Origin of the sequence: Galactobacter sp. (assembly GCF_022712295.1) — a bacterium.
Taxonomy (GTDB): domain Bacteria; phylum Actinomycetota; class Actinomycetes; order Actinomycetales; family Micrococcaceae; genus Galactobacter.
In genome coordinates this window covers 1-20,137 of record NZ_JALAGT010000112.1, presented here as the reverse complement: position 1 = coordinate 20,137, position 20,137 = coordinate 1, and the positions used below count along the sequence as shown (strand labels likewise).

At 66.8% G+C, this 20,137-nt stretch carries 18 protein-coding genes and 1 riboswitch; of the genes, 6 read left to right on the top strand and 12 right to left on the bottom strand.

The window, feature by feature from the left end; all coding sequences use genetic code 11:
- Together Q0A15_RS08655 and Q0A15_RS08650 are read right to left on the bottom strand one after the other, a co-directional pair.
- Nucleotides 1-1,211, bottom strand: a 1,211-nt coding sequence (locus tag Q0A15_RS08655) for an NADP-dependent isocitrate dehydrogenase (RefSeq protein ID WP_291279128.1), incomplete at its 3' end; no start/stop codon positions are given.
- A gap of 167 nt (nucleotides 1,212-1,378) precedes the next feature.
- On the bottom strand, nucleotides 1,379-2,287 hold the full coding sequence (locus tag Q0A15_RS08650; protein WP_291279127.1) for an ArgP/LysG family DNA-binding transcriptional regulator: 909 nt from the start codon (nucleotides 2,285-2,287) through the stop codon (nucleotides 1,379-1,381).
- A gap of 79 nt (nucleotides 2,288-2,366) precedes the next feature.
- Between Q0A15_RS08650 and Q0A15_RS08645 the strand changes: the two genes are divergently transcribed.
- Nucleotides 2,367-2,990 carry a LysE family transporter gene (locus Q0A15_RS08645; RefSeq protein ID WP_291279126.1) on the top strand — a complete coding sequence of 208 codons (624 nt, stop codon included), beginning with the start codon at nucleotides 2,367-2,369 and terminating at the stop codon, nucleotides 2,988-2,990.
- A 97-nt stretch (nucleotides 2,991-3,087) separates the two neighbouring features.
- Entirely contained in the window at nucleotides 3,088-4,038 is a 951-nt protein-coding gene (locus tag Q0A15_RS08640; protein WP_291279125.1) for an N-acetylglucosamine kinase, read from the top strand.
- Nucleotides 4,039-4,158: 120 nt separating this feature from the next.
- Here Q0A15_RS08640 and Q0A15_RS08635 read toward each other — a convergent pair whose 3' ends face one another.
- Nucleotides 4,159-5,163: an iron-siderophore ABC transporter substrate-binding protein gene (locus Q0A15_RS08635; protein WP_291279124.1), complete on the bottom strand. Its 1,005-nt coding sequence runs from the start codon at nucleotides 5,161-5,163 to the stop codon at nucleotides 4,159-4,161.
- Nucleotides 5,164-5,427: 264 nt separating this feature from the next.
- Between Q0A15_RS08635 and Q0A15_RS08630 the strand changes: the two genes are divergently transcribed.
- From Q0A15_RS08630 to Q0A15_RS08620, 3 genes are read left to right on the top strand one after another with little or no spacing between them, the layout of a single operon-like run.
- Nucleotides 5,428-6,369, top strand: coding sequence for an iron chelate uptake ABC transporter family permease subunit (locus Q0A15_RS08630; protein ID WP_291279123.1), 942 nt, complete (start codon nucleotides 5,428-5,430; stop codon nucleotides 6,367-6,369).
- Nucleotides 6,366-7,355: an iron chelate uptake ABC transporter family permease subunit gene (locus tag Q0A15_RS08625; protein ID WP_291279122.1), complete on the top strand. Its 990-nt coding sequence runs from the start codon at nucleotides 6,366-6,368 to the stop codon at nucleotides 7,353-7,355. Before Q0A15_RS08630 ends, Q0A15_RS08625 begins: the two co-directional genes overlap by 4 nt.
- A gap of 55 nt (nucleotides 7,356-7,410) precedes the next feature.
- Nucleotides 7,411-8,211: an ABC transporter ATP-binding protein gene (locus Q0A15_RS08620; RefSeq protein ID WP_291279121.1), complete on the top strand. Its 801-nt coding sequence runs from the start codon at nucleotides 7,411-7,413 to the stop codon at nucleotides 8,209-8,211.
- Nucleotides 8,212-8,386: 175 nt separating this feature from the next.
- On the opposite strand, the gene purH is transcribed toward Q0A15_RS08620, so the two are convergent.
- Together purH and Q0A15_RS08610 are read right to left on the bottom strand one after the other, a co-directional pair.
- Nucleotides 8,387-10,054, bottom strand: a complete 1,668-nt coding sequence (gene purH / locus Q0A15_RS08615) for a bifunctional phosphoribosylaminoimidazolecarboxamide formyltransferase/IMP cyclohydrolase (RefSeq protein ID WP_291279120.1) — start codon at nucleotides 10,052-10,054, stop codon at nucleotides 8,387-8,389.
- 237 nt (nucleotides 10,055-10,291) lie between these two features.
- Entirely contained in the window at nucleotides 10,292-10,996 is a 705-nt protein-coding gene (locus Q0A15_RS08610; RefSeq protein ID WP_291279119.1) for a hypothetical protein, read from the bottom strand.
- Nucleotides 10,997-11,084: 88 nt separating this feature from the next.
- Here Q0A15_RS08610 and Q0A15_RS08605 point away from each other — a divergent pair, with 88 nt between their 5' ends.
- A complete protein-coding gene (locus tag Q0A15_RS08605; RefSeq protein ID WP_291279118.1) occupies nucleotides 11,085-12,449 on the top strand; it encodes an MFS transporter in 1,365 nt (454 codons plus the stop codon).
- A gap of 66 nt (nucleotides 12,450-12,515) precedes the next feature.
- Here Q0A15_RS08605 and purN read toward each other — a convergent pair whose 3' ends face one another.
- From purN to Q0A15_RS08570, 7 genes are all read right to left on the bottom strand, one after another.
- Nucleotides 12,516-13,100, bottom strand: a complete 585-nt coding sequence (gene purN, locus Q0A15_RS08600) for a phosphoribosylglycinamide formyltransferase (RefSeq protein WP_291279117.1) — start codon at nucleotides 13,098-13,100, stop codon at nucleotides 12,516-12,518.
- A 132-nt stretch (nucleotides 13,101-13,232) separates the two neighbouring features.
- Nucleotides 13,233-14,552 carry a DUF6350 family protein gene (locus Q0A15_RS08595; RefSeq protein WP_291279116.1) on the bottom strand — a complete coding sequence of 440 codons (1,320 nt, stop codon included), beginning with the start codon at nucleotides 14,550-14,552 and terminating at the stop codon, nucleotides 13,233-13,235.
- A 36-nt stretch (nucleotides 14,553-14,588) separates the two neighbouring features.
- Nucleotides 14,589-15,341 carry a sulfite exporter TauE/SafE family protein gene (locus tag Q0A15_RS08590; RefSeq protein WP_291279115.1) on the bottom strand — a complete coding sequence of 251 codons (753 nt, stop codon included), beginning with the start codon at nucleotides 15,339-15,341 and terminating at the stop codon, nucleotides 14,589-14,591.
- 81 nt (nucleotides 15,342-15,422) lie between these two features.
- Nucleotides 15,423-16,448 (bottom strand): ABC transporter substrate-binding protein, encoded by a 1,026-nt coding sequence (locus Q0A15_RS08585; protein WP_291279114.1) that lies wholly within the window; start codon nucleotides 16,446-16,448, stop codon nucleotides 15,423-15,425.
- 87 nt (nucleotides 16,449-16,535) lie between these two features.
- Nucleotides 16,536-17,369: an ABC transporter permease gene (locus Q0A15_RS08580; RefSeq protein WP_291279113.1), complete on the bottom strand. Its 834-nt coding sequence runs from the start codon at nucleotides 17,367-17,369 to the stop codon at nucleotides 16,536-16,538.
- 76 nt (nucleotides 17,370-17,445) lie between these two features.
- A riboswitch (FMN riboswitch) is annotated at nucleotides 17,446-17,573 on the bottom strand.
- A 182-nt stretch (nucleotides 17,574-17,755) separates the two neighbouring features.
- Complete coding sequence (locus Q0A15_RS08575; RefSeq protein WP_291279112.1) at nucleotides 17,756-19,126, bottom strand: aspartate aminotransferase family protein; 1,371 nt, start codon at nucleotides 19,124-19,126, stop codon at nucleotides 17,756-17,758.
- Nucleotides 19,127-19,347: 221 nt separating this feature from the next.
- Nucleotides 19,348-20,137: aldehyde dehydrogenase family protein (locus Q0A15_RS08570; RefSeq protein ID WP_291279111.1), on the bottom strand; the 790-nt coding region annotated here is incomplete at its 5' end.

The window sequence follows — 20,137 nt, the reverse complement described above, 5'->3', positions numbered from 1 at the left end:
TCGCCCATGGTGGTGGGGTCGAAGGCGCCGTTGGCGCGGCAGTCCTCGATGACGGCCTGGTACACACCGGCGTAGCTGGAATCCGGGATGACGGCCAGCGCATCCTGCTGCTCGTTGTCCTTGTTCCACATCTTGCCGGACGTGCGGATCATGGCGGGCATGGAGGCGTCCACGATGATGTCGGAGGGGACGTGGAGGTTGGTGATGCCCTTCGCGGAGTCCACCATGGCCAGGTCGGGGCCGTCCTGGTAGCCCTTCTCGATGAGCTTCTTGACGCCCTCACGGACGTCCTCGGGCAGCTCGTCGAGGCCGGAGATGATGGCGGCGAGGCCGTTGTTGCCGTTCAGGCCCGCGGCATCCAGCTGATCGCCGTAGGTGTCGAAGAGCTCATGGAAGTAGGCGCGGACCACGCGGCCGAAGAGGATGGGGTCGGAGACCTTCATCATGGTGGCCTTGAGGTGGGCGGAGAAGAGGATGCCCTCTTCCTTGGCGCGGGCCACCTGGGCACGCAGGAACTCGTCCAGCTCGGCCACGTGCATCACGGTGCCGTCAACGACCTCGCCGGCCAGGACCTTCAGGCCGGCCTTGAGGACCTTGACGGAGCCGTCGTCGCCCGTGAAACGGATGGAGAGGGTGTCGTCCGCGTCGAGGGTCACGGACTTCTCGTTGGAGGCGAAGTCGTCGTGGCCCATAGTGGCGACGTTGGTCTTGGAGTCGGAGGACCAGGCACCCATGGAGTGCGGGTGGTTCTTGGCGTAGTTCTTCACGCTCAGCGGGGCGCGGCGATCGGAGTTGCCCTCGCGCAGAACCGGGTTCACGGCGGAGCCCTTGATCTTGTCGTAGCGGGCGCGGATCTCGGTCTCCTCGTCGCCGGACGGGTCATCCGGGTAGTCGGGGAGGTCGTAACCGGCGGCCTGCAGTTCCTTGACGGCCGCCTTCAGCTGCGGCACGGAGGCGGAGATGTTGGGGAGCTTGACGATGTTGGCATCAGCGGTCTTGGCGATCTCACCCAGTTCGGCGAGCGCGTCACCGATGCGCTGCTCGGGGTTCAAGTAGTCGCCGAAGTTGGCGATGATGCGACCTGCCAGCGAGATGTCGCGGGTCTCGACCTCGACGCCGGCCTGGGAGGCAAAGGCCTCGACCATGGGCAGGAACGAGTGGGTCGCCAGCATCGGCGCTTCGTCGGTGTGGGTGTAAATGATCTTGGCCATGCGCTTGGGATCTCCCTTAAGCCTGATAAGACAACGTGGTCATGCGGGCCTCTCCGGGCTGAGCGCACGAGTGGTGGGCATCAGCTTGAGCGGGACGGACCGCATCAGTCGCGATTCTACGGCACAGGGTGTCCTGGACGACATTCGGGGTCGCCTGCGTCACGCCGTCATCGCCGCAGCGCGGCGCCCGCGTAGCCGACCAGGTGTCTGCCGAATCCTTCGACGGCGGCCGTAGTGAGGTCCCATTGGTGCCAATAGAGCTCGACGTCGTGGTGCCGGGTGGCGCTCAACGTCACCAGCCGACCTGCGGCGAGGGCCTCGCGGCCCTGGTCCTCGGAGATCAGCCCCCAGCCGAGCCCGGACTCCATGGCGCGGATGAACGCGGGCGAGTCCGGGAAGCGGTGGGGTGAAGGACAGGCCTTGCGGCCCAGCCAGTCCTCGAGGAAGTCCAGTTGCAGGGTGTCGTCCGCGTCGTAATCCACCATCGGCACGGCCTCCAGACGGGCGCCGGTACCGGCGCGGCCCGGGTTGAGGCCGTGCTCCTCCACGAAGGAAGGTGCTGCCACGGGAACGTAGCGCATGACCCCGAGCCGGCGGGCCACGCATCCTGGCGCGGCCTGATCCGACGCGCTGACCGCGCCGAGCACCCGGCCGGAGGCCAGGGCCTGAGCAGCCAGGTCCTGGTCCACGCGTTCCACGTGGAAGCGGACCTCGGCGCGCTGCGGATACGCGGCGAGCGCGCCCATGAACCAGGTGGAGAGCGAGTCCGCGTTCACGGCCAGCGGGAGCTGCACCGCTCCGCTGAGCATGACACCCTGCGCGGCGTTGGCCGCCTCTGCGGCCAACGCGAGGATGCGCCGCGCGTAGGGCAACAGACGCTGCCCCGCCCGCGTGGGTTCGGGTGGGATGACCCGCTGGATGAGGACCTGCCCCAGTCCGGCTTCCAGCGCGCGGATTCGCTGGGAGACAGCGGGCGGGGAGACGGCCAGCCAGCGCGCGGCGGCCTCGAAACTGCCCTCGTCGAGTACGGCGACGAAGGTGGCCAGCTGCGGCAGCGGGGGCGGATCCGAGTCCATAGATGAAGCGTAGCTTCATGAGGAACAGTTTCGTTCAAGATCTGTCAAGCTCTGGATCGGGGCGTCCTAGCCTGATCCCATGTCGCTCGTTGCCCTCACCACGGGGTTCTTCACCGTCCTGGGCCTGATCGTGGCCATCGGCGCCCAGAATGCCTATCTGCTTCGACTCGGCACCACTTCACCCACTCGCGTGGTGACGTCCGTGGTGGTCTTCTGCGCCGCCTCCGACACCGTGCTGTACCTGGTCGGGGTGGCCGGGATCGGGGCCGTCGCCTCCCTGGCGCCATGGGTGCTGGTCACCTTCCAGCTGCTGGCCGTGGGTTTCCTGGTGGTCTACGGTGCCATGGCGTTGCGGAGGGCCACCCGATCCGAGGCGCTCGTCGTGGCCTCCACGTCCACGTCCCCGTCGTTCTGGGCCGCCCTCGGAACCATCGCGGCGTTCACGTGGCTGAACCCGCACGTCTACCTGGACACCACCGTCATGATCGGTTCGTTGGCTCAACGCTTCGGGGAAGACAAATGGGTCTTTGCGCTCGGTGCCTGTCTGGGTAGTTGGATCTGGTTCTTCGCGCTGGGCTTCGGCGCCCGCCTGCTGCGGCCCGTGCTGGCAAAGCCGTGGACCTGGCGGATCCTGGACGGTGTCATCGCCCTGATCATGTTCGTGATCGCGACCGGTCTGGTGGTGGAACTGCTGCGCGGGTGAGCATTTCAGAGGAAGTCCTTCCACCCCCGTGGTGAGTGTCACGTATAGGATGGAGCGTCGCGCTCACAACCTCACGACCTCACGAAGGAGGGCACTCGTGCCCCTGCCAGTCATCGCCGTCGACGCCGGACAGACCGGAGTGCGGATCCGCGTGGACGTGCCCGCCGGGGCCACCCTCGCCGCGGAGCCGTCCGAATACCCCGGCGTACGCACCTCGGAACCGCTGGCCCCGCAGCTGACCCGATACGTGGTCCGTCAGTTGGGGCACCTTGGCGCGCAGCCCCAGGGGGTGATCGTGGCCATCGGCAGCACCGGCGTGGCCGACGTTCCTGGCCTCGCCCGCGAGATCCGCGAGCTGCTGGACACCCTGGACGTTCCAGGTGCTCGATTGTCGGACCGTCCCCACGTGGCGCAGCTGTATGTTGCACACGATTCGGTGACCTCGTACTTGGGCGCGCTGGGCAATCGCAACGGTGTGGTGGTCGCGGCCGGGACGGGGTCCATCACCCTGGGGGTCGGCCCGGACTCCACCGCGCGGGTGGACGGCTGGGGGTACTTCCTGGGGGACGACGGGTCAGGCTTCGCCATCGGTAAGAACGGCTGGCGCGCCGTGATGCGGCACGTTGACGGGCGCGGCCCTGCCACCGCCTTGACCGAGGATTTCCGCGGCGACTACCCGGATCTGACCTCCGCCTACGTGGGCATCCAGAACGACCCCGACCGGGTTCGCCTGATGGCCTCCTACGCGCGCCGGGTGACGGCGCTGGCAGGGGTGGACGAGGTGGCAGCGGGCATCGCCCGCGACGCCGGAGCGGAACTGGCCCATTCCGTCGTGACTGCGGCCCACCGCGTCGGGCTTTCCGGGGAAGTCCTGGTGGCCGAACTGGGCAAGGTGCTCACCGACCCCACCGTGGCGGCGGCCTTCCGGGAAGGGCTGCAGGTGCTGGACAGCATTCGCGTCGTGGAAGCTGCAGGGTCAGGGCTGGATGGGGCCGCAGCCCTGCCGACGGTGACGGGTGCCCTGCAGCACCTGGTCGCCACCGCCTGACCCGGCCTTTCCTCCCTGTCCTCTGCACAAATTGCGGTGCAGAGGCACACATGGCGGTGTGGATCTCAGGATCCACACCGCCATGTGTGTCAACGCACCGCTGAGTGTGCGCCACGGTGGTCAGCCCTCGGCCGGGAGCGCCTTCTCCAGCATGGGGGTCAGCTTGTCCAGCGCGTACATGGAGGCACCCGGAGTTCCGAGCGAGTAGGCGGAGGACACGTCACCGTCGATGACTACCGTGTGACCCTCCTTCACCGCCTTGAGCTTCTTCCACTGCGAGTCGTCGGTGATCTCCTTGGTGTCGATGTAGATCGGGAAGGCAACGATCAGATCGGCTTCCATCTGATCCAAGTTCTCCGAGGAGATCTTCACGCTGAAGCCGGATTCATCCACGGGGAGCCCTGCGATGGTGGGGTTCTGCTTCAGCCCCAGCTTCTTCAGGGTGTCCAGGCGGGAACCACCCTCGATGTAGGCGCCCCAACCCTCTGACGTCTTGGTGGCTGCGGTGACCGTCTTGGCCTTCCATTCGGGGTGCTCGTCGGCAACCTTGGCGTAGGCGTCGTCCACGTTCTTCAGCAGCTCCTCACCCTTGTCCGGCACGCCGAGGGCCTTGGAGATGGAATCCACCTGCTGGTCCATCTCGGTGAGGTAGTTCTCGCTGCCCTCGGGGATGGCGATCACGTTGGGGGTGATCTGCTTCAGCTTCTCGTAGCGCTTCTTGTCGCCGGAGGACTTCACATCGAGGATCAGGTCCGGCTCCAGCTTGCCGATCTCCTCGTAGTTGGGCTTCAACGTATCGATGATGGTCGGGGATTCGTCATAGGCATCCTCGGCCCAGGGACCCACACCGTCGCCGCCGAACTCCAACCAGTCGGAGGCGCCCACGGGCTGCACTCCGAGTTCCAGCGCCACCTCGGCATCTCCCCAGCCCAGGGCGACAACGCGCTTGGGTTGGGACTCGATGGTCACGTCGCCAAAGGCCGTCTCGATCGTCTGGGGGAACGATCCGGACCCGGCGGCCGCGGAACCGGAACCCGCGTCGTCGCCCTTGTCTGACCCCGAGCAGCCGGTCAGGGCCAGTGCTGCCACCACCGCCAGCGCGGAGAATTTCCTCAAAATTTTCACTTCGTCACTCCTCATTCACCCTGCTCAGGGCGGAAAGCGAAGGGTCGGGGTACCCAAATCCTCGTCATTGAGTAATGCACCCGTACCCCATTGTCGTGAGCACACCCTACACTTGACCGCGATGACCACTACACCTTCGTCTCCTCCAACGGACGTCGCCGAACCACCACCGACCTCGCTGTCCGACGTCGTTCCCCCCCCACGCGCGCCCGCGTCACCCGCCGCACGCTCGGGCTGATCCTCGTCGCGGCAGCGCTGTTCCTGGTGATCGCGCTGAGCCTCGGCATCGGCGCACGAAACGTGTCCTTCCCCACAGTGATCCAGGCCCTGCTCGGTCAGGTCAGCGGGCCGGATGCCGACGCGGTCGTCTCGCTCCGAGTTCCCCGGACCGTACTCGGCTTGGTGGTCGGCGCTGCCCTCGGCGTGGCCGGCGCACTCATCCAGGCCGTGACCCGCAACCCGCTGGCCGACCCAGGCATCCTGGGCGTCAACGCAGGTTCCGCGTTCGCTGTGGCCCTCGCGGTCGGCGTCCTGGGCATCACGGCTCCGCTCGGTTACGTCTGGTTCGCCTTCCTCGGTGCCCTTGTCACCACCGTCATGGTCTACCTGATCGGAGCTGCCGGCCGCGGTCAGGTCAGCCCGGCCCGCATCACCCTGGCCGGCGTGGCCCTCGGCGCGGTCCTCACCGGCATCACCTCAGCCATGGTGCTGGCGGATCCCAAGGGGTTCGACGCCATGCGGGCGTGGGAGGCCGGCAACCTGGCCGACCGCGGCTGGGAGACCCTCCAGGTCATCTCGCCCTTCGTGGTGGTCGGCCTGGCCCTGGCGATCTACCTGTCACGTTCGCTCAACGCCGTGGCACTGGGCGACGACCTGGCTCGGTCACTCGGCGCCAACGTCCTCCGCACCCGCGTGCTGTGCATCCTCGCGATCACCTTGTTGGCGGGCGGCGCCACGGCGCTGGCAGGCCCCATCGCGTTCGTCGGGCTCATGATCCCTCACATCGCCCGCTGGATCGTGGGTCCGGATCAGCGCTGGCTCGTGGCCTACTCCGTCTTCCTTGCACCGGTGCTCGTCCTGGCAGCGGATGTGGTGGGCCGCGTCATCCTGGGCTCGGGTGAGATGCAGGTCAGCATCGTCACGGCTTTCGTCGGAGCCCCCGTGCTGATCCTCCTGGTCCGTCGCTCACGTGCGAGCAGCCTGTGAGCCGCGCCAACAGCACCAGCCCGCGGGTCCATCTCCGGCTTCCCGGACTGGGCCTGCGCCCCACTCGTCGGTCGCTGTGGGTGGGAGCCGTCCTCGCCGTGATCACCGCACTGGTCGCGGTCGTCGCCATGGGCCTGGGCGACCTCGCGCTCTCCATCCCCGAGGTGATCCATGCCCTGGGCGGCAACGACGGCTTCGCCTCCACGGTGGTGGTGCAGTGGCGGCTGCCGAGGATCCTCGGCGCCATCATGTTCGGCGCCGCGTTGGCCGCCTCCGGTGCGCTGTTCCAGACCCTGACGCGCAACCCGCTCGGTTCCCCCGACATCATCGGCTTCTCCACCGGTGCCTACACTGGCGCCATCATCGCCCTGACCGTGGTCGGCGGCTCGGTCATGTCCATGTCTGTGGGCGCCTTGCTCGGCGGGCTGGCCACGGCAGCGATCGTCTACCTGCTGGCCTGGCGCGGCGGCGTCCAGGGCTTCCGTCTCATCATCGTCGGCATCGCAGTGACGGCCATGCTCTCCTCGCTCAACACGTTCCTGTTGCTGCGGGCCAAGACCGAGGTCGCGATGTCCGCGAACCTCTGGGGCGCAGGCGCTCTCGACGTGGTCACCTTCAAGGATCTGGGCATCGCAGTGGTGCCTCTGGCCCTATTGGCTCTCATCACGTTCTTCTTGATCCCGCCGCTGCGGCAGTTGGAAATGGGCGACGACGCCGCGCTGGCGCACGGCGTGCGCACTGAAGGCACCAGGATCGTGGTCCTGGTGGTCGGGGTGGCACTGATCGCCATCGTCACGGCCATCGCAGGACCGATCGCCTTCATCGCCCTCGTATCACCCCAGATCGCCCGCCGCGTGGTCCGCTCCCCCGGCATTCCCGTTGGGTCTTCCGCCCTGATGGGTTCCGCCCTGCTACTGATCGCCGACGTCGTCGGTCAGCACCTCATGCCCAATGAGGTCCCCCCGTCGGCATCGTCACCGTGGTGATCGGCGGCATCTACCTCATCGTCCTCTTGATCCAGGAAGCCAGGAAGAAACTCTGATGGCCACCACCCACTCCAGACTGCAGGCCCAGGATGTCACCCTGGCCTACGAGAACCGGGTCATCTCCCGGGACCTGACCGTCTCGGTCCCGGATCAGTCGTTCACCGTGATCGTGGGCCCCAACGCCTGCGGCAAATCCACGCTGCTGCGCTCCCTCTCCAGGCTGCTGACCCCGACCCGGGGCAAGATCGTCCTTGACGGCAAGAACCTGCACCAGTACCGCCCCAAGGAAGCGGCCCGGATCGTGGGGCTACTGCCGCAGAGCTCCACCGCTCCGGAAGGCATCACCGTTGAGGACCTGGTCAGCCGCGGTCGCTACCCGCACCAGGGCTTCATCAAGCAGTGGTCGGATGCCGACCACACGGCCGTGCAGACCGCCATGGCCGCCACCAATGTCTCCGAACTGGCAGAACGCCGGGTCGAGGAACTGTCCGGCGGCCAGCGACAACGTGTCTGGGCCGCCATGGCGTTGGCTCAGGAGACCGATCTGCTGCTGTTGGACGAGCCGACCACATTCCTGGACATCGCCCACCAGATCGACCTGTTGGACCTCTTCGCCGACCTCCATGAGGAGGGCCGCACCCTGGTCGCCGTACTGCACGACCTCAACCACGCCACCCGCTACGCCACCCACCTGATCGCCATGAAGGACGGGGCCGTGGTGGACCAGGGAACCCCGGCGGACGTGGTCACCGCGGAGCTGGTGCACGAGGTCTTCGGTCTGAGGTGCCGCGTGGTGGAGGATCCGGCAACTGGGACCCCACTGGTGGTTCCGGAGGCCAGGCACGCCCGCCGCTGAACCACACTGCCCCTTATCTCATCACCCCACTCCCGTCACCCGACCCGGCGGAGCAGGATGTCGGTGAAAACGCACAACGTCGGTGCTGATGACTACATCAGCACCGACGTTGTGCAATTCGACCGACGCCATGCGGGCGCCCGGCTCCACAGAGTCTCAGTGAGACAGCAGAAACTCAGTGGAAGAAGTGACGCTCCCCGGTCAGGTACATGGTGACTCCGGCGGCCTTGGCGGCCTCGATGGTCTCCTCGTCACGCACGGACCCACCCGGCTGGACGATGGCCTTGACGCCGGCGTCGATCAGCACCTGCGGGCCGTCGGAGAAGGGGAAGAACGCGTCGGAAGCGGCTACCGCACCGCGGGCACGCTCCTCGGAAGCGGCGTCCCCGGCCTGAGCGCCGCCGGCGGAGTCCACGTCGGACTCGACCTTCACACCCAGGGTGTTGGCGCGTTCCACGGCCAGGCGGCAGGAGTCCACGCGGTTGACCTGGCCCATGCCGATACCGACGGCTGCACCGTCATGCGCCAGCAGGATGGCGTTGGACTTGGCGGAACGGATGGCGCGCCAGGCGAAGACCAGGTCGGCCAGCGTCTCGGCGTCCGCGGCCTCACCGGTGGCCAGGGTCCAGTTGGCCGGATCGTCACCGGCGGCGTCGATCTGGTCGGCTTGCTGCACCAGCGCACCGCCGGAGATGGGCTTCAGGTTCACGGTGTCGCGTTCGAAGCCCTCGGGCAGCTGCAGCAGGCGGATGTTCTTCTTGGCGGAGAGGATCTCCAGCGCCTCGGGCTCGAAGCCGGGTGCGGCGACGACCTCGGTGAAGATGCCCTTGACGGTGGCGGCCATCCCGGCGGTCACCACACGGTTGGCGGCGATGACGCCGCCGAAGGCGGAGACCGGGTCGGTGGCATGGGCCTTGGCATGGGCGTCGGCGATCGGGTCGGCAGCGCCGGGGGTGGCCACGGCGATGCCGCAGGGGTTGGCGTGCTTGATGATCGCGACGGCCGGGTCGGCGAAGTCGTAGGCGGCGCGAACGGCAGCGTCCACATCCTGGTAGTTGTTGAAGCTCATGGCCTTGCCGTGCAGCTGCTCGGCCTGGGCCACACCCGGGATGCCGTCCACCTCGGCGTAAAGGGCGGCGGCCTGATGCGGGTTCTCGCCATACCGGAGCACTTCGGAACGCTCCAGCGCCAGGCCGGCGTAGGGCGGGAAGGCCGGGGTCTCTTCTGCCTCCGGATCTCCGAACTGGGCCGCGGTCCACTTGGCCACCGCGGTGTCGTACGCTGCGGTGTGTGCAAAGGCCAGCGAGGCCAGCCGACGACGGGTCTTCAGGTCGAATCCGCCGGACTTGGCGGCCTCGACGACGTCACCGTAGGACTCCGGATTCACGACCACGGACACCGACGGGTGGTTCTTGGCGGCAGCCCGAACCATGGAGGGTCCGCCGATGTCGATCTGCTCAACGACGGCGTCCTGGTCGGCGCCGGAGCGCACGGTCTCGACGAACGGGTAGAGGTTCACGACCACCAGATCGAAGGGTTCCACGCCCAGCTCCTCGAGCTGACGGACGTGGTCCTCCTTGCGGCGGTCGGCGAGGATGCCTGCGTGCACGCGCGGGTGCAGGGTCTTCACGCGGCCTTCGAGGCACTCAGGGAAGCCGGTGAGGTCGGCAACCTCGGTCACTGGGACACCCGCGGCCGCGATGCGACCCGCGGTGGAACCGGTGGAGACGATGGAGACGCCGGCTTCGTGGAGGCCCGTGGCGAGTTCCTCCAACCCGGTCTTGTCGTAGACGGAAATGAGGGCCCGCTTCAGCGGCACACGGTCGAGCACGGTCTGGCTCACGGATCAAGCTCCTGCGAGAGGTATGGGGTGGGGTCGTCGCCCAGTCTACTTTCCGCATGCGCGTGGCCCCAGATCGTGACCTCGTGCCCGACGACCGGTCTCCCCGACATCTGCCACGGCACCGGAAGTGCCGTCCCCGGCACCCATCCGGCGCCGATCCTGCCGGACCGCGACGAACCCGGCCACCGCCGTCGGCCATTGGACCGCCGGCTAAGCCCGCTAAGCCGGCTAAGCCGGCTAAGCCAGTAGCGGCTCGATGAGCTCCGGGAAATGCTCGGCCAACTGCCGCGAGGTCAGGCAGGCGCGCAGCAAGCGCTCTGCGTGGTCATCGTCTGCGACGAAGCAGACCAGTTCCTTGCCGGTCTCCCTGGTCAGATCCTCACGGACCTGCCGCATGACCGAGACCATGACCTCGTAGAAGTGATAGGCAGTGGGCTGCCAGCCGGAGGCGTCGGCCTCTGCGGCGAGCGCGCGCTCCCAGACCCCGGCGGCGGCCTCGTCCACCAGGTCCAGGGCGTTCCAGTGCCAATCCACCGGGTCCCAGCGGCGGGAGTAGAAGCCGACCGCGCCGTCGTCGGAGGGAACATCGGGTTCCTCCGCGACCGAATCGAGGTCCTCGTCCTCGTCGTCCTCCTCCTCGTCCGGTTCCGCGGGGTCGGAGCCGTCCAGGGGTTCTTCCGGGGCGTCTTCGCTGAAGCGTTCCTCGGGCTCGGGTTCCTCCTCCGGGATCGGGGCGTCCTCCTCGGACAGGTCCCGGACCAGGGCCTCCTCGGAGTTCAGCGCCAGGACGGGCAGCACCAGAGGTTCTGCCGCATCCGTGGGGACCCCGTGGAGGGCGACCCCGTAGAAGTGGTGTTCCGGGTGCGCGCCGATGACCACGGAGGCCTGGCGATATGCGGTGCGTCTGAGCCCTTCTTCCAGGGCCGTCCAATCGAGTCCCATGACCAGAGCCTACAAGTGACTCACCTCACGCGGAAGAGAATCCCCGCTGACCTGTGGAGAACACGCCGACGCTGGAAAGATATGGCTCATGTCATCCTCGAATTCGTCCGTCCGGGCCGGACTGCCCACCTCTGACGATGTGGTCCAGTCCCTCCCCTTCCGCTGGGGTGTTCAGGGCCGCATCTTCGTGATCGGCGGCCTGGGCTTCATGTTCGATGCCTGGGACGTCACCCTCAACGGCGCCCTCATCCCCGGTGTCATGGCGGAATGGGACCTTCCCCGCGCCACCGCTGCGCTGTTGAGCACCGCGAACCTGGTCGGCATGGCCGTGGGCGCCGTGCTCTGGGGAACCATCGCCGACCGCGTGGGCCGCCGCAAGGCGTTCACGTGGACACTGCTGATCTTCGCCGTGTTCACGGCGCTGGGTGCGTTGTCCCCCACGTTCTGGGTCTTCACCCTGTGCCGGTTCCTGGCCGGTGTGGGGTTGGGCGGCTGCATCCCGGTGGATTACGCCCTGGTGGGCGAGTTCACGCCTCGTTCCGCGCGGGGCAAGGTGCTCACCGCCATGGATGGGTGGTGGCCCATTGGCGCCGCCTGCGCCTTCTTCGTCTCCGCCTGGTTGCTGGCTCTGACCGGGACCTGGCGCTGGTCGCTGGCCGTCATGATCCTGCCGGCGTTGCTGGTGTTCTGGGTCCGACGCTCTGTGCCCGAGTCCCCGCTCTACTTGGCCTCCCGCGGGCAGGAGTCCGAGGCACGCGCCGTGGTGGACGGCCTCGTGGCCCGCACCGGCGCGACGCCGGTGGACTACGAGGTCGTGGCGGAGAAGCCGCGGGCCGCAACCAAGGTGCCAGCCTGGCTGGTCCAGTTGGGGCGGCTCTGGCGCGAGGCACCGGGCATCACCGCGGTGAGCTGGGCGCTCTTCCTGACCGTGCTATTGGTTTACTATTTGGCGCTGAACTGGATGCCCACCATTCTCACCGAGGCGGGGCTGCAACAGACGGCCGCACTGATCTCGGGCGCGGGGATGGCTGCGGCAGGCCTGGTGGGCGTGGTCGTCGCGGCGTTGTTGGTGGAGAAGCTGGGCCGCAAGCTCCTGCTGGCCGTGTCCGCTCCCCTGTCCGCGGTGCTCCTGGTGGTCGTGGCCGCGGCACTGAACAACCCGAGCACGGCCGTGATCTGGCTGTTGGTGTTCGGTGCCCTGATCCAGGTCGCGATCCCAGTGCTCTACGCCTACGTGTCCGAGCTCTACCCCACCCACCTGCGGGCATCGGGCTTCGGGTGGGCCTCCACCATGTCCCGGCTCGGTGCCGGCGTTGGGCCGTTGGTCTTCGCCTGGGCATGGCCCAACTTCGGCCTGACGGCCTGCTTCACGGTCGCGCTGATCCTGGTGGCCGTGGCGATCGTGGCCATGCTGTTCGTGTCCCCTGAGACGAAGGGCACCGATCTCACCTGATGGCAGTATCCGCAAATGCGAGCACGAACCGTGCTCGCATTTGCGGATACTGCCATCAAGAGTCGTTCAGGCGGGGAAGGCCATCGAGCCCGAAGCGAGCGCCGCGATGGTGTCCACCAGCAGCCTGCGTTCCTCCACCTTGATGCGCTCGTGGAGGTGTTCCTCGGTCTCCCCGGCCTCGATGCGCACGGGCGTCTGGTCGATGATGGGGCCGGTGTCCACTCCGGCATCCACCCAATGGATGGTGCAGCCGGTGACCTTCACGCCGTAAGCCATGGCATCCCGCACGCCGTGGGCGCCGGGGAAGGCCGGCAGCAGGGCAGGGTGAGTGTTCAGGGTGCGTCCGCCGAAACAGTCCAGGAAGGCGGCGCCGAGGATCTTCATGAATCCGGCGGCCCCCACCAGATCCGGCTGGTAGGAGGCCACCTTGGCGGCCAGTGCCTCATCCCACTCGGCACGGCTTGCGTAGTCCGCTGGGGAGACCACGAAACCCTCCGCGCCGAAGGCAACGCCGCGGGCCACTCCCCCGGTGTCCGGCTTGTCGGCGCCGACGGCCACGATCTCGACGTCAGGGAGCAGACCGGCAGTCGCGGCATCCAAGACTGCTTGGAAGTTGGTTCCTGATCCGGAGACGAGGGTGACGACGCGCATGGGCGCCATTCTATCGGCGCGATGCAGAACCGCCGTCCTCCCCTGCTTCATGACGGTCCTCCGCGTCGGGCTTGGCCGCCGGGCCCGGGGTCGCCATGCCTGGTGATCTTGTGCCCGACGTGCGGAGCGAACTCAGGCGTCAAGCACCGGGTCCCGCTCGAACAGCGGTGCAATGAGGTAGCCGAGCATGGTTCCCACGGCCATCTCCGCGCCGAGGAACAGCGTGGAGTTCAGCAGCGACGGTCCGAAGTAGGTGAACACACCGACGCCCAGCGAACCGGATGTCAGCGCGAACGCCAAGGCCACCAGCACGGTTGACACCAGGGCCACCACGATCCCGAGCACCAGGGTTGACCAGGTCAGCGCCAGCCAGCGCGGAGAGGTGCGGATCTCAGCCCACTCCTCCAAGTGGTTCTCTCCCTCGCGGAGGAACCACCAGCCGGCCGCGATCCCTGCGACGACGGGCAGCGCGAGCACCCACCAATGTGGCCCTCCGGTGGGCAGAAGCTCCAGAATCGGGTAGGAGGGCATGGGGCCCACCGATGATTCGAACGGTGAAACGAAGCTGGGCTCTCCGAGGGTCAGGCCGCCACCGCTGCAGTAGGCCAGGACCCACACCACCAGGTTGGGCAGGTAGGCCATCTGTCCCAACATGATCACGGCAGAGCCGACGGCTCCGGGCGAGAGTTGCAATCCGCCGTCCACCACGTCGGTCCAGTGGATGAATCCCCACACCACCAGGAGCAGTGCTGCGAGCCCGAAGGCGGACAAGGCGCCGACCAGTCCGGCCCTCACCACGGCCCAAACGTAGGAACCGGCCCAGCGATAGAACTGGGAGGCCTGCCGCACGCGTTCTGCGGCATCGAAGCCGATGAGACGCGAGAAGCTGCCGGCCTCCCGTCGGGCACCGACGATCATCCCGGCCACGGCCACCGCCAGCGGGATGGTCAGCGCGGCCCACCATGGGGCGCTGGTCTCCGGGGTCCGGCCGAAGAGGCCGACGCCCAGGCCGCCCAGCGCGTAGATCACGGCTGCCCCGGCGATGGGCTGCCACAACTGGTTGGACCATGACGCCCGTGCAAGCCGTCTACCGGCACGCACGCACAGCAGGAACGGGATCAACGTGAGGCCCAGAGGAACGAACCAGAGCACTCCGCCAGGATCCGCCACATCAGCGTTGCGGACCAGTGGCACTCCATGAGCGGTGAGCCACCACTGGCCGCCGAGTTTCAGGGAATCCATCCACGTGGCGTCGTTGAAGGCCTTGCCGTACCAAGCGGCGAGCGCCGGGACGAACACCACGATCAGGGACAGGATCCAGGCCTGCAACGCCTCCAGCGCGCCCTGACACCACAACGGGAACGGCAGCCCATCTCGCAGACCCTGCCTGAACGCCGCCAGCCCGTTGGTGACACGGGTGGTGAAGGACGGACGTTCTCGGGTGGTTTCCACGTGTTCCATGGTGCCATCTCGGCGCGGTGTTTCCGGTCAGGTGAGGTCTGTGATGCCCTTGACCACGGCCATGACGGAGCCGACGACGGCCAAGGTCAGCACAATGCGTCTGGCGATGTAGTCCTTCACGTGAGGCGCCACCACGTTACCGATCCACACTCCGCTCACCACGGCGACCAGCAGCACGGCCCACTGCCACGCGTCGAAGTGGGGCCAGGTGGAAGGGTCCATCCAGACCTTGGTGGCAGCAGAGAAGATCCCGGTGACGATGAAGAAGGGTTGCAGCATCGCCGCGAAGTGCCGCTGCGGCCACTGGGTGAGTTCGGCATAGGCCGTGAGAACGGGCCCGCCGACCCCGGAGAGCGAATTGGACAGACCGGCGAAGAACCCGGTCACGCCGCGTTGTGGTCCCGTGCCTTGTAAGCGGTATCCACGCCAGGCCAGCAGCGAGGACAAGACCAGCGCAAGCAAGACGGTCCCGCCCACCAGGATCCCGAGCGGGCCGGACGGCAGTACCGCTGCGCCCCACGAACCCACGAAGGAGCCGACCAATGCCGGGATCAGCAGCCAGGTGAACTTCCTCCATTCGATGAAGCGGAAGACGGAGAAGATCACCAGGCAGGAGGAGGCCACGCCGCAGACGTTGGTGAGCACCACGCCCTGGTGTGGGCCAAGCACCAACACGAGGAAGGGCGAAGCCACCATGGCGAACCCGAGACCGGCCACGCGCTGAGAAATGGCTCCGATCACCAGCAGGAGCACGGTGATGGCGAGGATGGAGGTGGACACGTGTCACCACGTTATGCCGTGGGCCGGTGTCCTTCCCAGAATCCACCCTGTGCTCAACGCTGCGTTACGAGCGGGCGCTCCTCACGGCAGCAGGTCGTTGGTGTAGAGGCTCTTGGGATCCACGGCCTTGTCGATGATGTCTGCATCCTCCATGAAGGTGGCCATCGTGGAGAACTTCTCGGCATCATTGGTCAGCAGGGGCGCGTCGCCGTCCGCTTCCATGAGCGGCAGCGTGGCCTTCAGAGTGGCGAGCGCCTGTTCCTTCTGCTCGTCGGACTTCAGCGTGGGCACGTACTTGGCCGCGATGTCCACGGTCTCCTCCGGGTGCTCCTCCATGTAGTCAATGGCCTTGTCCACCGCGGTGAGGACCTTGGTGACGTCCTTGCCGTTGTCCTTGATGGTCTTCGAATCGGAGCCGACGGAGGGGCCCACCAACTGTGGGTTCTTCGCGTCCACCGCATCGATGACGCGAATCTTCATACCGGCGGCCTTGAACTGGACGGCCTCATTGTTGGAGAAGCCCATCACGGCATCCACGCGGTCCGAGGTGAGTGCGGCCTGCTGCGTGTAACCCACGGCCTGGATCTTCACGTCGTCCTGGCTCAGCCCCGCATCATCCAACATGGCCAGCAGCGCGAGGTAGGTCTGCCCGTAGAGGCCTGGGACGCCCACGGTCTTGCCCTTCAGGTCCTTGGCGGACTCGATCCCCGAGTCCTGCTTGGTGATCAGCACCGCCGGGTACGTGTTGTACAGCGTCGCAACGGACACCACGTCGGTGCCGCCTGCGGCCGCCTGCGTGATCTCGTCGCCGCTGGCGTAGACCAGCTGTTCCTTGCCGGACTTCATGGCGCCGAAGAGATCCTCGCTCTGACCGTGGTGACGCAGATCCACGTCCACGCCCTCGTCGTCGAAGTAGCCGAGGTCCTCCGCCACATAGAACGGAGCGAACTGCACGTTGGGGGTATAGGTCAGGCCCACCGTCATGGAGTCGCCGGTTTCGGAGGCACCCTTGCCCTGGCAACCGGCCAGCATGAGGCCGGACAGGGCCACCGCGGTTGCCGCGACGGTGAAGCGCTTGATGCTGGGAGTACGGGCTGTACGGATCATCGGAGGGTCCTTAACACGTCAGGGGGATGGGAGTCGATGAGGGGGGAACGGTTCAGGGGTCGGTGCCGTAGGCACCGGAGGCGGCGCTCAGGCGGCGTCGCCGATGGGCTGCAGATCGTCGTCGGGCACTGGATCTTGATGACGTTCACGTGCCCTGAGGCGTGTGCGCATGCCGGCCGCGGCCTCCGCGACTCGGATGACGGTGAACAACAGGACCGCCATGCCCGCCAGCATGATGAGGGTCGCGAACATGCCCTCGGTGTCATTGGCGTCGCGGAAGACCGTGAGCAGCAGGCCGAGGCCCTCGCCGCCCATGGTGAACTCACCGACCACGGCACCGGTCACGGACAGCGCTATGCCTGCCCGGACGCCGGCCAGGACGCTCGGCATGGCCAAGGGCGCCTCGACCCACACCAGCGACTGCCACCAGCCCGCGCCGTCCAGGCGCGCTGCCTCGAGGACGTCCTTCGGGAGATGGCGCACGCCGAGCGCCGTGGTGATCAACATCGGGAAGAACGCCACCACCGCGCACAGTAGAGCGATGGGGAACATGCCATACCCGAGCCACAGTGCCAACAGCGGTGCCACGGCCACGGCGGGGATGGCCTGAGACGCAGTGACGTAGGGGGTGACGGCGAGGTCGACCCAGTGTATCCGGGCGATCAGATAGCCGAGTGGGACGGCAATCAGCACCGCGATCAGGGTGCCGTACAGGGCCTCGACCAGGGTGGTCCCTGCATAGTTGAGCAGGTCACCGTGGGCCAATTCGTCCCGGAAGCGGAGGACAAGGTGGGAGGGAGCGGGCAGGAAGGACTCGCTGATGCTTCCGCTGCGCACCACCAATTCCCAGCCGCCGAGCAGAATGACGGCGAGGATGACGGGTGCTGTTACACGCGGTAACCAGCGTGTGCCCTGCTCCATGGGTCCTTCTTTCAGGCCCCGGGGATGCATGAGTTCCCTCGGCGTTTCCGCCACGGATGACGGCATGCACCGAGGTATCGCGCGCCTCCCATCCGGACTTTAACCGTCGGTCCCGGAATTTCACCGGATCAACCTCTCCCATATGGGGTGAGGGTCGCGGACTTTCACCGCCGGCTCGGACTTTCACCGACCCCGGAGCACGTTCACTCTGTGGCCAACCTTACGACGGCGCGCCGAGATGCGCCAACGAAAGCGTGATTGTGTTGCGCAGCATTGCGGGGAGCCGTCACCCAAAAACGGGCAGAAGCCACAACGACGGTGCCCACTGTGCAGTGGGCACCGTCGTTGTGGCTTGGAGCCGTAGCTACGTCAGCGGGTCAAGCAGGTCACTCGGTCACGTAGGCGTCCGTCACGGCCAGCGCCTCGTCGATGACGTCCAGAGCCTGGATCAGCACCTCGTCCGGGATGTTCAACGCAGGAACCACGTGGATGCGGTTGAAGTTGTTGAACGGGAGGACACCGCGGGCCTTGATCGCGGCGACGAGTTCATTCATCTCCGGGGAGGATCCACCGTAGGCGGCCATCGGCTCCTTCGTGGAACGGTTCTTGACCAGCTCGATGGCCCAGAAGGCACCCAGACCGCGGACGTCGCCCACAGAGGGGTGCTTCTCCTTCAGCTCAGCCAACCGGGGGCCGATGATCTCCCGACCCAGGCGCTCGGCGTTCTCCACGGTGCCTTCCTCCGCCATGGCCTCGATGGTGGCCACGGAGGCCGCGGTGGCGAGGGGGTGGCCGGAGTAGGTGAGGCCACCCTGGTAGGGGCGGTCGCGGAACGTCTCGAAGATGGCGTCGGAGATCGCGACACCACCCAGCGGGACGTAGCCGGAGTTGACGCCCTTGGCGAAGGTCATCAGGTCCGGGGTCACGTTGAAGTTCTCCACGGCGAACCACTTGCCGGTCCGGCCGAATCCAGCCATGACCTCGTCGGCGATGTAGATGATGCCGTACTTGGTGGCGAGTTCGCGCACGCCCTCGAGGTAGCCGGCCGGCGGTGCGTAGATGCCTGCGGTGCCGGGGATGGTCTCGAGGATGATGGCGGCGATGTTCTGCGCGCCCTCCAGGGTGATCATGTCCTCAAGGTGACGAAGCGCCCGCTCCGTCTCCTCCGCCTCGGTGGTTGCACCGAAGTAGGAGCGGTAGAGGTAGGCCGGCATGAAGTGCACGGTGCCCTCGGAGGAGTAGTCGTTCTCGAAGCGGCGGGGGTCGCCGGTGATGTTGATGGCCAGCTGCGTGCCACCGTGGTAGCCGCGGTAGGCGGAGAGGACCTTCTGGCGGCCGGTGTGCAGGCGGGCCATGCGCACCGCGTGCTCCACCGCGTCGGCGCCACCGTTGGTGAAGAACACGTGGTTGAGGTCGCCGGGGGTGCGCTCGGTGATGAGGCGTGCGGCTTCGGAACGGGCAGCGTTGACGTGCGCCGGGTTGATGGTGCAGATCTTGGCGGCCTGCTCCTGGATGGCGGCAACGACCTTGGGGTGCTGGTGGCCGATGTTGGTGTTGACCAGCTGCGAGGAAAGGTCGATGAGGCGGTTGCCCTCACCGTCCCAGACGTAGGATCCCTCGGACTTGATGATGGTCATGGGGTTGAACTTGCCCTGGGCCTGCCACGAGTGGAAGACGTGTGCGCGGTCGAGTTCGTAGGCGCGCTTGCCTTCGTCGATGAGGTCCTGGGAGACGGTGGTCTCGTCGATGGCGGTCATGATGACTCCTGCCTCAGGTTGTTTGCGTTCAGTGTCTCGCGTTATGGGCCGCCTGTCAGGTGGTGTCCTGGTAGGCGGTTCGGGACCGACCGTGTGGGGCCGGTCCCGGTGGTGTTTTCTTGTGCCCGACGGCGTGTGCCCGGGTTGGGTGCCTCGGTTCAGGTTCGGGTGGCCCGGACCTTGCGGTCCGGGCCACCCGTTCTCTGCCCTGGGACGGTTTCTCAGTCGGTGATGGGGAAGCCGAGGTTGATGCCGCCGTGCTTGGCCGGGTCCACCCAGCGGGTGGTCACGGCCTTCTCCCGAGTGAAGAAGTCGAAGGACTTGGCACCGTAGGCCTTGGAATCACCGAAGAGGGACTGCTTCCACCCACCGAAGGAGTGATACCCCACCGGCACGGGGATCGGCACGTTGACACCGATCATGCCCACCTGGATCTCATCGGTGAACCGACGAGCAGCACCACCATCATTGGTGAAAATCGCCGTCCCGTTACCGAACCGACCCGAATTGATCAGATCCACACCCTCCTGGAAGGAGGACACCCGCACGACCTCCAACACGGGGCCGAAGATCTCCTCCGTGTAGGCCTTCGACGTCGTCGGAATCGCATCGATCAGGGTCGGACCGAAGAAGAACCCGTCCTCATGACCCTCCACCGCGAACGTGCGACCATCCACCACGATCTTCGCGCCATCGGCCTCAGCGACATCCACGAACCCGGAGACCTTCTCCTTATGCTGTGCGGAGATCAACGGACCCATATCCGGCTCCGACCCATCCCCCAGGCCGGCACCATTACCCACCTTCAAGTTGGAAATACGCTCGGTGATCTTCTCGATCAACGCATCAGCACTGCTCCCCTGCCCGCCATCAGTACGCGGGGCCTCCACGGCCAGCACCACGGACACGGCCATGCACCGCTCACCCGCGGCACCATAGCCGGCGTTGATCGCATTATCAGCCACCAGATCCAGGTCAGCATCCGGCAGCACCAGCATGTGGTTCTTCGCC

Excerpts from the sequence above, each read along its gene's own strand:
- Q0A15_RS08585 (WP_291279114.1), bottom strand. The coding sequence starts at position 16,448 with ATGATCCGTACAGCCCGTACTCCCAGCATCAAGCGCTTCACCGTCGCG.
- Q0A15_RS08605 (WP_291279118.1), top strand. The coding sequence starts at position 11,085 with ATGTCATCCTCGAATTCGTCCGTCCGGGCCGGACTGCCCACCTCTGAC.
- Q0A15_RS08650 (WP_291279127.1), bottom strand. The coding sequence starts at position 2,287 with ATGGACTCGGATCCGCCCCCGCTGCCGCAGCTGGCCACCTTCGTCGCC.
- Q0A15_RS08645 (WP_291279126.1), top strand. The coding sequence starts at position 2,367 with ATGTCGCTCGTTGCCCTCACCACGGGGTTCTTCACCGTCCTGGGCCTG.
- purN (WP_291279117.1), bottom strand. The coding sequence starts at position 13,100 with ATGCGCGTCGTCACCCTCGTCTCCGGATCAGGAACCAACTTCCAAGCA.
- Q0A15_RS08610 (WP_291279119.1), bottom strand. The coding sequence starts at position 10,996 with ATGGGACTCGATTGGACGGCCCTGGAAGAAGGGCTCAGACGCACCGCA.
- Q0A15_RS08580 (WP_291279113.1), bottom strand. The coding sequence starts at position 17,369 with ATGGAGCAGGGCACACGCTGGTTACCGCGTGTAACAGCACCCGTCATC.
- Q0A15_RS08575 (WP_291279112.1), bottom strand. The coding sequence starts at position 19,126 with ATGACCGCCATCGACGAGACCACCGTCTCCCAGGACCTCATCGACGAA.
- Q0A15_RS08620 (WP_291279121.1), top strand. The coding sequence starts at position 7,411 with ATGGCCACCACCCACTCCAGACTGCAGGCCCAGGATGTCACCCTGGCC.